This is a genomic window from Acinetobacter sp. YH16051, from assembly GCF_013417135.1.
In the GTDB taxonomy this organism is placed as follows: domain Bacteria; phylum Pseudomonadota; class Gammaproteobacteria; order Pseudomonadales; family Moraxellaceae; genus Acinetobacter; species Acinetobacter towneri.
This window is the reverse complement of record NZ_VPEN01000009.1, coordinates 34,188-47,825: the sequence shown is the minus strand read 5'-3', so window position 1 is coordinate 47,825 and position 13,638 is coordinate 34,188. Positions and strand designations below refer to the sequence as shown.

Sequence of the window (13,638 nt, the reverse complement as noted above, 5' to 3'; positions counted from 1 at the left end):
CTAAGGCAGGGCGCTTGAAGGAGCAGGTTATGGATGAGGTACAAGTAGAACGCATTCTACAAAACCCAAAATTCAAAGAAATGGTTCGCAGAAAAAGTAACCTAAGTTGGACATTAACAGCAATCATGTTGTTTGTGTACGTAGGTTTCATGCTTTTAGTGGGCTATAACAAAGAATTCTTATTGAGTTCAATTTCTGGCGGTGTGACGACTTGGGGTATTCCATTAGGTCTGAGCATTATCGTTTTATCTTTCATTTTGTGTGCTGTTTATTCATCAATTGCGAATGGCAAACTTGACCAATTGAACGAAGAAGCGATGCGTGAAGTTGAAGCAATTACACATGAGAAAGGAACGCACTAAGATGAAATGGAATTCATTGAAAGCACTGGCTGCGTCTACTGTATTAATGTCAGGTATGGCATTTGCAGGACCAGATTTAGGTGCAGCAGAACAGCAGCCAACCAACTGGCCTGCAATTATTATGTTCTTGATTTTCGTGGGCGCAACTTTGTTCATTACTAAATGGGCAGCGAAGCAAACCACAAGCACTAAGGACTTCTATACCGCAGGTGGTGGTATTTCAGGTTTCCAAAATGGTCTCGCGATTGCAGGTGACTATATGTCAGCAGCGTCGTTCCTGGGTATTTCCGCAATGGTGTTTATGTCAGGCTTTGACGGCTTGCTATACTCACTGGGCTTCATGGTGGGCTGGCCAATCGTATTGTTCTTGATTGCTGAACGTTTACGTAACTTAGGGAAATATAACCTTTCTGACGTGGTCTCGTTCCGTTTATCTGAAAAGCCAGTACGTACCCTTGCAGCATTCAGTTCGCTTGTCGTAGTTGCATTCTACCTGATTGCACAAATGGTAGGTGCGGGTCAGTTAATCAAACTTCTCTTCGGTTTGAACTACAACCTTGCTGTAGTGATCGTGGGTCTACTCATGATGGCTTACGTAATGTTCGGTGGTATGTTGGCAACAACTTGGGTACAGATCATCAAAGCGGTGATGTTACTTTCAGGTGCAACTTTCATGGCCTTCATGGTAATGAAAGGTGTGGGCTTCAGCTTCACTAACATGTTTGAGCAATCGATCCAAGTTTTCTCTAAAGTACATGACTTGAGCTTGGCAGATGCTGCAAACATTATGGGTCCTGGTAAATTAGCATCTAACCCAATTGATGCAATCTCACTTGGTCTTGCGTTAATGTTCGGTACTGCAGGTTTACCACACATCTTGATGCGTTTCTTCACAGTAAAAGACGCGAAAGAAGCACGTAAATCAGTAGTTGTAGCAACCGGTTTCATTGGTTACTTCTACCTATTAACCTTCATCATTGGTTTTGGTGCGATCCTTTATGTATCAAACAACCCACAATTCCTTGATGTTGCGAAAATGGCAGTTACTGGCAAGTTAGAACTTGTTGGTGGTAACAACATGGCTGCGGTGCACTTGGCTGATGCGGTTGGCGGTGACTTGTTCATGGGCTTCATTTCAGCAGTAGCATTCGCAACAATTCTTGCGGTAGTTGCTGGTTTGACATTGTCTGGCGCTTCAGCAATCTCTCACGACTTGTATGCTAACGTATTCAAGAAAGGTCAAACGACACCTGAATCTGAACTTCGCATGTCTAAAATTGCAACTTTAGGCTTAGCAATCTTCGCAATGATCTTGGGTATTCTTTTCGAGAAACAAAACGTTGCGTTCATGGTAGGTTTAGCATTCTCTGTAGCAGCATGTGCAAACTTCCCAGTACTTGTATTGTCTATGTTCTGGAGAGGCTTAACGACTCGCGGTGCAGTGATTGGTGGTGTAGCAGGCTTAGCTTCAGCAGTAACCTTGATTGTATTGTCTAAAGCAGTTTGGGTAGATACGCTTCAAATTTCTGACACACCAATCAACCCATTTAACGGTCCTGCGATCTTTGCAATGCCACTTTCATTCTTCTGCTGCTGGTTGTTCTCTATCACTGACAACTCTGCGCAAGCACAAGCTGAACGTAAAGCATTTGATGCACAGTTCGTACGCTCACAAACTGGTATTGGTATCTCAGGTGCATCTGACCACTAAGGTCTGAAACCCCTGAAAAAAAGTCCCAGTCATGGGACTTTTTTTATGTCTGCCTGTTGGCTTGGGTAAGCATACCGATCAATATCTTGAGCATTTATGGATACGGTTATTGAGATATGCAATTTTGATACAGAGTGATTGCATTACATGACTAAATAAGCTGCTATGTTGGATGCAATATAAAAAGAATAGGTAGCAGATATATGTACATATTAGACAATGTCTGGAAAAGGTTTCAGGTCTTGCCTTCGGCATGGCTGTTGTTTTTGCAGTTTGTGATTTTGCTACTTTCACTCTTTTCACATCACAACATGCCCTACAAAGTCATCACTTGGATGGTGGGGGTATTGGTGTTGCTGCTCATTGCTAAAGTGATTCGACAAACGCCAATGTTGAGTGTTTTGGGTCTAAGTTTTGTGTATGCGGCTTTATTCTTTTCATTCTTTATTTTACTAGGTGTGCGGCATCCTCTTATTCTGGTGATGAGTCATGCTTGTGAAGCTGCAGCCTATTTTAGTGCAGCCTATGGCTTATTGCGTTATATGTTCCATGATCGTTATTTAACTAAAGATGAGCTGTTTGCTGCTGCAGCGGTGTTTACCTTAATCGCTTGGGGTTTTGCCTTTTTATATAGCATTTGCCAGATTCTGATTCCGCAAAGTTTTCAGAACCCAAATGCTGTAGGTTTGCAAAGTTGGCTAGATTTACTATTTTTAAGTTTTAGTTTGCAGTCTGCGACAGGCTTATCTGATCTTATACCGATCAGCCCAGAAGCACGGGTGATTGCCATGTTGCAAATGTTCTGTGGCGTGATGTATTTGGCATTGATCGTGTCACGTTTAATCGCATTGCAGTACATTCGCCACTTACCACATCATCACCATGATGATTCGGCCGAGTAAAACAGCGTGCAAATTTTTCATGACATATTTCAGGCATAAAAAAAGACGCTCAGATGAGCGTCTTTTTTAACTTCGGTATCTAATGTGAAATTAGAAACGGAATTTAGCGTTTACACCAACAGTTTGAGTGTCAAGTACATCAGCGTCTTCTTCTGCTGCTTTAGCTGCTTCGAAGTTTGCATTTACATAGCTTGCACCTACTGAAACCGCAGGAGTGATGAAGTAGTTTACGTTCGCGCCCCAAGCTTTATTTGGAGAATCGTTGTAGCTTGACTCCATGTATGACGCACCAACGCTAAGAGCAGGTGTTAAGTAAAGATCAGTTTTTAAGTTATAAGCTGTGCTTTCACCATAAACTAAACCAGCTTCAAAACCAACAGCCATGTTTGTACCATCAATTGCACCTACGTACTTAGTACGTGCAGTGATTGCATCTTGATCTTCATTGATTGTTAAAGCTTCACCAACTGCTTTAACTGCACCATTTGCAATAATACCAAATGAATCAACAGCCATAGTGTCTGCAATGCTTGTATAACCTACTGCAACTAAGAAGTTAGGCGCTACTAGTGCACCAAGTTCTAAAGCGTAACGATCGCCATTGTTATCAGCAGTCGCAGCATTTTTGCCATCGTTGTGTGTGTGGCTGTAAGCAACGCTTGCATATGCTGGAACCAATTGTGTTGGTACATACGCTTCAGCTTTAGCACCATAAACGTGAGATTCTACATCAGAACGACCTTCATCACGCGGAGCATCGTATTGAGCATATTGGTAAGCTAAAGCAACGTTAGATGCTTGGTTTAAGAATGCAGCTTCAGCCAATGGACCTTTAGTCGCATCAACATTTTTGAAGTAGTAAGTACCTTGAACAGCACCAGTGAAGTTTTGGTTGTTTTCAGTAGTGTCTAGAAATTCTGATTGACCTTGAACTTCGAATTGGTACGCTTGAGCACCGGTCATGGCTAATAATAATGCAGTGGCTAAACCGAGTTTTTTCATGATAGTTACCAGTTTTGTTAAAAATGGATGAAACATTGATCATTTTAGTGTAACAAATTATTAAGTCAATGAACTAAAAGGACTTTATTTAAGAATTAAGTCCAATTGACTTTGTTGTTTAAAAAATATTCAAATAAAATTTTTGCTGTCAACCTAAAAACTGTATGGATAACAAGTCGATATGTTCGTTTTTGCAACAAAAGTAGAAATAATAAGCAAAGCATTAATTGGATTAATCGATCAGTTTTATTGAAATTATCTTTAATAATAATTCTTGGAATGTGAAGAATAACGGAAAAATTCACCTGTTTTAGGGTGAAATCATGATATTTGGGTAAAAAACAAGCAATAAAGAAGGCTTGTTTAGACTGAATTTGAGTGGAATATTTGAATTAATGTGAGTTTAGTCACATTAAATTTTAATATTTGTATAAAAATAAATCAGACTGGTTGACTAGGCTTTACATAAACTGTGATTTATTTCATAATTCCACCATGAAGTCCTACTACTTAAGTCGGGTTTGTAAATTATGTGACTTATCTCATAATTTAACCATCAAATCCTAAGCTTGGTTCATCCAGTAGTGCGATCTGATTCTCCATAATTGTTTGCTTTTTATCTGCCCAACTTTCCCCAAGGTTGGGTTTTTTTTTGCATGTGAAAACGCAAATGGTTTTGCGAAAATTGCACCGATATGGTGCAGTATGAGGGTGTGATATGATCAAAACCCATAAAAAAATCCCAGTTTTCTTTCAAAAACTGGGATTTTTCGCCAAAATTTGCGGGTAAATTTAGTTTACTGCTGAGGAAAAACTAAACTCGCCCTAATGAGGTGCATTATGCACCCAAATGTTGCATCTGTAAAATATTTTCTGCATGCTGAAACATTATTTTTTGTATTTGTTGTTTTAAGCAAATGGGTCATGGGTATGCGCTTAGAAGTTTTCTTGAATAAGATGCTCTAGTTAGACAGGTTTAAAATATCAGATCCAATTTAGCTGTTATGATTTGGTGATAAAAACTAAATAATTCAAAATATAAGTGAATTAATTATCTTTTTTGTAAGTAATTTAAAGATTGCTCATGTAATATAGTCGCCGATTAAGTGATCAAGTCCACGATTTTGCACAGTTATAATGACGTAGGTAAAACTTAGCATGATGATGAAATTGCGCACAGAGCATATCAGTCAGCGACTGTTGATCTCGATGATCATTATTATCGTGTCATTGCTTTTTATTTGCGTTCCTCTGATGGTGAATAGTTATCAGAGTTATCAAAAAACAAAACGTGCTTTAATTGAAATTTCCGTATTAGGCAAAGTGGCTGAACTGACCAATAGTATTTCGCGTGAACGAGCGCCTGCGAATAAAGTCATGTCGAGTTCAGCAGCTGAATTTCAGCAAAATTTACAAGAACTGAAAGCGTACCGTGCTGGCGTGGATCAACAAGTAGAACAGACCATCAATATTTTAAGAAAAGAAGGTTTTATTATCCATGCGCATCATTTATCGCATCAATTAAAGACCGCTTTAGAACAAGGGCGTCAGGCGGTCGATGAATATGCAGCAACTCCACAGCATTTGCGTAGCTCTCAACAGATGGATCATGCGATTCAAAAAATGTTTGCGGCATGGGACAGTTCTCAGCATGTGCTGAAACACGTCATGCTCGATTCAGTGGCAAAAGACTCATCGGTATCGACCTATTATAGTGTGATTTTTGTTCTTTCAGATTTGCGTGATCAAGCGGGAAGGGTGGCATCCAATATTATTGCCGCGGTAACGTTTGCTGAAAAAATTCCTGAAACCAATTTGGCGAGCTCTTTGCAAATCCAACGCCAAGCTTATTATTTGTGGGATTTAATCCATACCATTTTGCCTGAAGCACATAAAATTCCTGAATATAATATTTTGCATAATCAATTAAAAAAGGAGTTTTTGGATGAGGGAATTCCTATCGTTAATCAATTGATTCAGCAAAGTATTCATGGACAACCTTATTCATTGACAGGTACTGAACTCACCCAAAAAATGGTGGATAAATTCAACACTGTGGTCAGTTTGCAGTCATTTATATTAGCGCACAGTTTGCAGGTTGCACACAAAGATTATCATCAGGCTCAGCGTACTTTTATTTTAACGCTAGTGGTGTCAATTATTTCGTTATTGGCTGCGATTTTCACTATGGTCTATGCGCGCTCAAAGGTCTTTATTCCTTTAATTCAGGCACGCAGCCAAATTTTACGTTTGGCAGCTTATGAAGATGAAGCTCAAGGTACGCAAAATCCAGACAAGGTAACGCTCTTTGAGGCCATTCAAAAATTAAAACAACGCCTAGAGCAGCGCGATATTTTAGAATTTCAGCTGCGTAATATTGCCAATACCGATGCCTTAACTGGTGTTTCCAACCGTTTGGCGCTTGAGGAATACATCAAATATTTAGAACATCGACCTGAAAAATTGAGCAAAACTGGTCTGATTATTATGGATGTGGATAAATTCAAACACATTAACGATACCTTCGGGCATGTGGTAGGTGACCAAGCTTTAAAATGTATTGCCGATACTCTCAAAGCGCATGTCCGTGCCTCAGACTTGGTGGTGCGTTATGGTGGCGATGAGTTTTTGGTTTTGATTGAGCAAATAGAATTTACTGAGGCGCTGTATTTGGCAGATAAATTGCGCTGCCATATTGTGAATCAAGAAATTTTTATTCCAGAACTGAATGATTATATTCAAGTGTCGGTCAGTGCTGGCGTGGCGGTGGGTGCTGCGTCATGGAGCAGATTGTTGGAAAAAGCCGATAAACACTTATTTAGAGCCAAAGCACGTGGGCGCAATGCCGTTGCTGGTGACTAAGTCACAGTAATTGATCCACGAGCATTTCCGAAGTGATAAAAAGCCTAGAGTGAAAGATTCAGCACAAGTTTGTGCTGAATCTGTATTTAAACTTGAATGGGCTTAAAAACTGAAATAATCTATTTTAGCCTTTTAACATCGGTTTTAAGAATTTTGCGGTATGTGAAATTTTAGATTTTGCGACAGTTTCAGGTGTGCCTTCGGCAATGATTTGTCCACCGCCTGCACCACCTTCAGGGCCTAAATCGACAATCCAGTCTGCAGTTTTAATCACATCTAGGTTGTGTTCAATCACCACAATGGTATTACCCTTGTTGCGTAGCTCATGCAGGATGTCGAGCAATTTGGCAATGTCATGGAAGTGCAAACCAGTGGTCGGTTCATCCAGTACATACAGGGTTTTGCCTGTATCTCGTTTGGCCAGTTCACGCGCCAGTTTTACGCGCTGTGCTTCACCGCCAGATAAAGTTGTAGCTGATTGACCAAGGCGGATATAACCCAAGCCAACCTGATTTAACGTTTCCAACCGACGATGAATCACAGGAATGGCATCAAAGAAATGCATGGCATCTTCAACGGTCATTTCCAAAACATCAGAAATATTGCGACCTTTATAACTGACTTCCAAAGTTTCGCGGTTATAGCGTTTACCATGACAGGCATCGCAAGGCACGTACATATCTGGCAAGAAGTGCATGGCAACTTTAATCATGCCATCACCCTCACAAGCTTCGCAGCGTCCACCTTTAACGTTAAAGGAGAAGCGTCCTGCTGCATAGCCACGTGCTTTAGCTTCAGGGGTTTGCGCAAACAGCTCACGAATTGGAGTGAACAAGCCTGTATAGGTCGCGGGGTTCGAGCGTGGCGTTCGCCCAATCGGGCTTTGGTCAATATCCACCACTTTATCTAAATATTGCAAACCATCAATCGAGTCGAATTTTTCTGCGGTTAATGTAGTTGCGCCATTTAATTGTGTTGCAGCCAAAGGCAACAAAGTACGGTTAATTAGGGTGGATTTTCCTGAACCCGACACGCCTGTGACACAAGTCATTACCCCTAAAGGCAAAGTGAGATCCACTTTTTTCAGGTTATGTCCTGCTGCGCCCATTAGCTTAATTTGTTGTTCGGGATGTGGCGGTTGGGTGCGCGTTTTCGGCACTTCAATTTTTAATTTGCCCGATAAATACTGCCCTGTTAGGGAGTCTGCATGTTCGGCCAGTTCTGCATAGGTGCCTTCGGCAATAATATGTCCACCATGCACACCTGCACCTGGGCCAATATCAATAATATGGTCGGCAGCGCGAATCGCATCTTCATCGTGTTCTACCACTAACACCGTGTTACCCAAGTCACGTAAACGAATCAGGGTTTCCAACAAGCGATCATTGTCACGCTGGTGCAAGCCAATTGAAGGTTCATCTAGCACATACATCACGCCCATAAGCCCCGCACCAATTTGAGATGCCAAGCGGATACGTTGTGCTTCACCGCCTGAAAGAGTTTCGGCGGAGCGTGACAGACTTAAATAATTCAAACCCACCGACACTAAAAAGTGCAGACGTTCACGAATTTCTTTAAAGATTTTATCTGCGACTTCACCTTTGGCCCCTTCAAGATTTAAGCCTTGATAGTAGTCTTCGGCATCGCCAATCGACATTTGGGTAATTTGAGCAATGGTTTTGTCTTTCACGCGGACATTACGAGAGATTTCATTTAAACGTGAACCACCGCAGGCATCACAGGCAGCATTAGATAAATACTGCGCCAAATCATCACGTACATAATTACTTTCGGTTTCACGGTAACGACGTTCTAAATGCGGTAACACGCCTTCAAACGCAATCACACGTTTATGGTGGCGTCCACGTTCATCAGTATAGCTCAGGTCAATTTTGTCTTTACCTGTGCCATACAGGAATTTCTTTTGTGTCACGCTGTCCAGCTGATTCCATGCCGTATCGAGTGAGAGTTCATAATGTGCCGCGACTTTTTCCAGCATGCTGTAATAATACGGACGCTGTCTGTCCCAGCCGCGAATTGCGCCCTGACTAATCGACAGTTCAGGGTTTGGAATCAATTTTTCCGCACTGAAATGGCTACGTGTCCCCAAACCATCACAAGTTGGACAAGCGCCAAAAGGGTTGTTAAATGAGAACAGGCGCGGTTCAAGTTCTGCCACGGCACGGTCACATTGCGGGCAAGAGTGCTTGGCCGAAAAAATACGATCAGGTTGTTCCGCATTCATCCACGATAAAATGGCTAAATCGCCACCTAAACGCAGTGCAGTTTCAAAGCTTTCGGCAATACGGTTGCCCAAATCATCTCGGATTTTAAAACGGTCTACCACCACTTCAATGGTATGTTTTTTCTTTTTATCGAGTTCTGGTGGTGGGTCAATGTCCATGACTTCGCCATCAACTCGGGCGCGTACAAAACCCTGACTTTGTAGCTGTTCAAACAGATGCACATATTCGCCTTTACGCTCACGAATCACAGGCGCGAGTAGCATTAAGGCAGTGCCTTCTTCCAGTGCTTTTACAGCATCGACCATTTCTGAAACAGTTTGCGCCACCATTGGTAAATCATGTTCAGGACAGTAAGGTGTGCCGACACGTGCATACAGTAAACGCAAATAGTCGTAAATTTCGGTAATGGTACCCACGGTTGAACGCGGGTTATGGCTGGTCGATTTCTGTTCAATGGCAATTGCGGGACTTAGACCTTCAATCGAGTCGACTTCAGGTTTTTCCATTTGCGATAAAAACTGGCGTGCGTATGCAGAAAGCGATTCGACATAACGACGCTGTCCTTCGGCATAAAGGGTATCAAACGCCAGTGAAGATTTTCCTGAACCAGATAAACCCGTAATTACCACAAATTTATCGCGTGGAATATCAAGGTTCACGTTTTTTAGGTTATGGGTACGTGCACCTCGAATACGGATATGACTTTGGCTCATAAAAACTTCTCGATATTTTGCAAATGAAAAACCTATATATGATAGCGCATGAAAATTGTTCAAGTGTTATTTTTCATGCTTTATCGGTCATGAGCTGTCGCACTGTATGTATGGAGCGATTGCCATACGGTGCGTGAGGGCGGCCGTTAAGCTTGATCTAAACCCGGCCACTGACGTTGATGATAGGCGCTATCCCAGAATAACCATTCCAGTTCTGCAGCTTTGGTGTAGGCGTGGTGCATTTTTTCAAGGGTATCGGCATCACAGCGCGCAGCAACACGGTCTATGGTTTGAATCACATTATTGACTGCGGTGTGGAATTCCTCGCCCGAATAGGTATCGACCCATGCCTGATACGGATTATTCGGTGCAGAATTATTGACGATATCTTTACCAACTTCGGCATAAATCCAGAAACATGGCAGTAGTGATGCCAATACCACAGGATAGCTTTCTGACCATGCGGTTGCGACTAAATAAGAAGTGTAGTGATGACAGGCAAGGGTCAGCGGAGTACTTTCAAATTCCTGTTTGGAAATATCAAACTCCTGCATAAAGCTGTCATGTAAGGTACGTTCCACCACAATTGCGATTTTGGCGGCATCTGCGAACTGAATAATATCATCTGCATCAAAAGCTTTAGCCGCACAGACTGCCAGTGCACGCCCGTAGGCAATTAAGTAATGTGAATCTTGAATCACATAATGTGCAAAAGCAGCTTTACTTAAGGTGCCTTGTGCCAACTTCTGATTAAATGGTAAAGCGAGCGTCTTGTGATAAAGGGCAAGGTTACGTTGCCAAGCGTCTTGAGAAAAGCGCATCCTAAATTCCTAATATGTCGTTGCATTTCACTATAGTAGTTTGGGAATGAAAAACACGGTTTTCACGGTATCTGATCGGGAAACCAAAAATCATACGAAGAATTTTGCCGAAGTTGAGGAAAAAGCGTCATAATTGCAGCATAAAATTTTACATTCTCAGTTTTTGTCCGATTTAAAATTCGGGCAATTCAATTTTCAGAATTTTTGTATCTGTTAAAGCTTAATCAAAACTGTACTTTGCGTTGATGGTACAGATTCGGCAGATGAAAAGTTCAGATCAAAATATAGTGATAGGTCGTTTCTCATGATGAAACATTTTGGTTTCTCAATCGTATTTTCGATTGTGTGTCTTGCGCTATCTGCATACTGGGGCTATACCCATGGCCCAGAAGCAGGTGTGCAAACCATGCTTACCGCACTAACCATTACCGCAATTTTGGCGATTATGGAAGTGTCGTTGTCGTTTGATAACGCGGTGGTGAATGCGTCAGTGCTGCGCGGTTGGGATCATTTCTGGAAAATGCTGTTTTTAACCGTGGGGATTATCATTGCAGTTTTTGGTATGCGTTTAATTTTCCCTGTGGTCATTGTGGCGGTCACTGCCGATATGGGCATGATGGAAGTGGTGCAACTGGCATTGAATGATCCGAAGCAATATTCGGCTAAACTGATGGCACATCACCCTGAAATTGCTGCTTTTGGTGGCGCATTCTTGTTGATGGTTTTCCTAAACTTTTTCTTGGATGATGAAAAAGACACGCACTGGTTTAGATGGTTTGAGCGTCGTTTGAGCAATCTGGCAAGCGTGCCTGCCATGTCGGTATTTTTGGCCTTAGTGACTTTGTTAATCATGGCGGCCAATGTGGTGGAAGATAAGCGCCTTGTGGTGACGATGGCGGGTATTTGGGGCATCGTGATTTATATTGGCGTACAAGTGCTGAGTCACATGTTGGGCGGTGAACCAGAGGTCGATGAACAGGGCAATGCTGTCCGTCATGACGAAAATGGCGTACCGACAGGCGTGGTGAAAGCGGGTATTGGGGGCTTTTTATATCTGGAAGTGCTAGATGCCTCGTTCAGTTTTGATGGTGTCATTGGTGCATTTGCAATCACCTCTGATGTGGTGATCATCATGTTAGGCTTGGCGATTGGTGCAATTTTCGTGCGTTCGATGACGATTTATTTAGTCGAAAAAGGCACGTTGGATGCCTATATTTACCTTGAACACGGTGCGCACTATGCGATTGGTGCGTTGGCCTTTATTATGATTGCCAGCGGTACAGGCTTGCATGTGCCAGAAGTGGTGACAGGTTTAATTGGTGTTGCCTTTATTGTTTGGGCGGTGATTGCATCTATTCAATTTAAAAAACGTCAGGCAAAAGCGGGTTAATGCTATGGTGATGCCCGTTGCTGTATTGCCGCGAAATCACAGAGCAATACGGTGATGAAGACTGTATAAAATATAAATTTGGGTGCACAACGTTGCGCCCTTTTTTATTGAAAAAGTAGGGTCTGTTGAATAAACATCGGGAAAAATCAGCATCCTTAAGCTGAATGTTGTAGGATATCTGCAAATTCAAAATTATTTAGTTTTAGTCGATTGATATGATGAATGCCTTAGAACGCCGCTCGACCTTTGCTTTAAGCAGTATTTTTGCATTGCGCATGTTGGGTCTGTTCATGATTATTCCTGTATTTTCAGTAGCAGGGCAGTCATATCAATACTCAACTCCTGCACTGATTGGTCTTGCCGTTGGTGTTTATGGACTCACCCAAGCCATTTTACAAATTCCGTTTAGCTTAATTGCAGACCGTTATAGCCGTAAGCCATTGGTGGTTTTTGGCTTATTACTGTTTGCTTTGGGTGGTGCAATTGCAGCCATGTCTGGCACCATTTATGGCGTGATTATTGGTCGTGCCATTGCAGGTGGTGGCGCAGTATCTGCCGTGGTGATGGCATTACTGGCCGATGTGACCCGCGAAGAAAACCGCATGAAAGCCATGGCGGTGATGGGTATGAGTATCGGTATGTCTTTTGTAGTGGCCTTTAGTTTAGGGCCATGGCTTACGGGCTGGGTCGGTATTTCAGGACTGTTTTGGGTGACCACAGTGATGGGGTTGGCAGCAATTCTCATGCTGTTATTGGTGCCTAAAGTCACGCGCCATCATCGTAATTTTCAGCAAGGCTATATCACTCAGTTAAAGCAAGTCCTGAAAATGGGCGATTTAAACCGCCTGCATGTATCGGTATTTACTTTACATTTATTGCTGACTGCCATGTTTATTTATGTGCCTTCGCAATTAATCCAATTTGCCGATATTCCTTTGCAGCATCATGGTTGGGTGTATTTGCCATTGTTGTTGGTCAGTCTGTTCGTGGCATTTCCAAGCATTGTTTTGGCAGAAAAATATCGCAAAATGCGTGGTATTTTCCTGACCGCGATTGCAGGTATTATTTTAGGGCTGTTGGTGCTGATTTTCGGGTTTGAATCGAAATACATCCTTTTATTGGGTTTGGGTTTATTCTTTATTGCCTTTAACGTTATGGAAGCCTTATTACCTTCGTGGTTGTCAAAGGCTGCACCAATTCAATCTAAAGCCACCGCGATGGGTGTAAATGCCAGCAGTCAGTTTTTGGGTGCATTCTTTGGTGGGATGATTGGCGGACAATTATTGATGCTCAACCACACCGCAATGGGTTGGAGTATTTTGACCGCGATTGCTATAATTTGGCTATTCGTTAGTTTTGGATTGGCGCAGCCGCGCTATCTTTCGTCTTTGGTGTTGCGTTTGCCTGAGAACCGAGAAACAGATGAATGGACTTCTCAACTTTTGGCAATTCGTGGTATTGAAGAGGTCGTGGTGATGTCTGACCAGCAAGTGGCTTATGTGAAAGTGGATAAACAGCAAATTGATGATGCTGCGCGACAACAATTAACGCACTTGTTTGGGAAAGAGGTAGCCATTTAAGCATAACTCTTATAAAGTAAATAATAGAAACAAATAGGAAGAAAACGTC

General features: G+C 42.2%; 9 protein-coding genes. 6 read left to right on the top strand and 3 right to left on the bottom strand.

Translation table 11 applies throughout. The features are described 5' to 3' along the window. Positions 1-29 precede the first annotated feature (29 nt). From FTV41_RS09205 to FTV41_RS09195, 3 genes are all read left to right on the top strand, one after another. On the top strand, positions 30-362 hold the full coding sequence (locus tag FTV41_RS09205; protein ID WP_167845675.1) for a DUF485 domain-containing protein: 333 nt from the start codon (positions 30-32) through the stop codon (positions 360-362). A 1-nt stretch (position 363) separates the two neighbouring features. Next, positions 364-2,073, top strand: a complete 1,710-nt coding sequence (locus FTV41_RS09200) for a cation acetate symporter (protein ID WP_179996437.1) — start codon at positions 364-366, stop codon at positions 2,071-2,073. Positions 2,074-2,276: 203 nt separating this feature from the next. Further along, positions 2,277-2,975 carry an ion channel gene (locus tag FTV41_RS09195; RefSeq protein WP_179996436.1) on the top strand — a complete coding sequence of 233 codons (699 nt, stop codon included), beginning with the start codon at positions 2,277-2,279 and terminating at the stop codon, positions 2,973-2,975. 90 nt (positions 2,976-3,065) lie between these two features. Here the strand turns inward: FTV41_RS09195 and omp33-36 are convergent, their stop codons facing one another. Next, positions 3,066-4,013, bottom strand: a complete 948-nt coding sequence (gene omp33-36, locus FTV41_RS09190) for a porin Omp33-36 (protein WP_257221936.1) — start codon at positions 4,011-4,013, stop codon at positions 3,066-3,068. A gap of 1,125 nt (positions 4,014-5,138) precedes the next feature. On the opposite strand from omp33-36, the gene FTV41_RS09185 reads away from it, so the two are divergent. Next, positions 5,139-6,839 (top strand): GGDEF domain-containing protein, encoded by a 1,701-nt coding sequence (locus FTV41_RS09185; RefSeq protein ID WP_179996475.1) that lies wholly within the window; start codon positions 5,139-5,141, stop codon positions 6,837-6,839. 124 nt (positions 6,840-6,963) lie between these two features. Here the strand turns inward: FTV41_RS09185 and uvrA are convergent, their stop codons facing one another. Continuing rightward, positions 6,964-9,798: an excinuclease ABC subunit UvrA gene (gene uvrA / locus FTV41_RS09180; RefSeq protein ID WP_179996434.1), complete on the bottom strand. Its 2,835-nt coding sequence runs from the start codon at positions 9,796-9,798 to the stop codon at positions 6,964-6,966. 146 nt (positions 9,799-9,944) lie between these two features. Then, a complete protein-coding gene (tenA, locus tag FTV41_RS09175) occupies positions 9,945-10,619 on the bottom strand; it encodes a thiaminase II (protein ID WP_136144258.1) in 675 nt (224 codons plus the stop codon). 304 nt (positions 10,620-10,923) lie between these two features. On the opposite strand from tenA, the gene FTV41_RS09170 reads away from it, so the two are divergent. Further along, positions 10,924-12,009 (top strand): DUF475 domain-containing protein, encoded by a 1,086-nt coding sequence (locus FTV41_RS09170; protein WP_004970195.1) that lies wholly within the window; start codon positions 10,924-10,926, stop codon positions 12,007-12,009. A gap of 215 nt (positions 12,010-12,224) precedes the next feature. Continuing rightward, positions 12,225-13,589, top strand: coding sequence for an MFS transporter (locus FTV41_RS09165; RefSeq protein ID WP_179996433.1), 1,365 nt, complete (start codon positions 12,225-12,227; stop codon positions 13,587-13,589). Positions 13,590-13,638: the final 49 nt, after the last annotated feature.

What these genes read in the sequence shown, in the direction of transcription:
- FTV41_RS09205 (WP_167845675.1), top strand. Translation starts at nt 30, where the DNA reads ATGGATGAGGTACAAGTAGAACGCATTCTACAAAACCCAAAATTCAAA.
- FTV41_RS09200 (WP_179996437.1), top strand. Translation starts at nt 364, where the DNA reads ATGAAATGGAATTCATTGAAAGCACTGGCTGCGTCTACTGTATTAATG.
- FTV41_RS09195 (WP_179996436.1), top strand. Translation starts at nt 2,277, where the DNA reads ATGTACATATTAGACAATGTCTGGAAAAGGTTTCAGGTCTTGCCTTCG.
- omp33-36 (WP_257221936.1), bottom strand. Translation starts at nt 4,013, where the DNA reads ATGTTTCATCCATTTTTAACAAAACTGGTAACTATCATGAAAAAACTC.
- FTV41_RS09185 (WP_179996475.1), top strand. Translation starts at nt 5,139, where the DNA reads ATGATGAAATTGCGCACAGAGCATATCAGTCAGCGACTGTTGATCTCG.
- uvrA (WP_179996434.1), bottom strand. Translation starts at nt 9,798, where the DNA reads ATGAGCCAAAGTCATATCCGTATTCGAGGTGCACGTACCCATAACCTA.
- tenA (WP_136144258.1), bottom strand. Translation starts at nt 10,619, where the DNA reads ATGCGCTTTTCTCAAGACGCTTGGCAACGTAACCTTGCCCTTTATCAC.
- FTV41_RS09170 (WP_004970195.1), top strand. Translation starts at nt 10,924, where the DNA reads ATGATGAAACATTTTGGTTTCTCAATCGTATTTTCGATTGTGTGTCTT.
- FTV41_RS09165 (WP_179996433.1), top strand. Translation starts at nt 12,225, where the DNA reads ATGATGAATGCCTTAGAACGCCGCTCGACCTTTGCTTTAAGCAGTATT.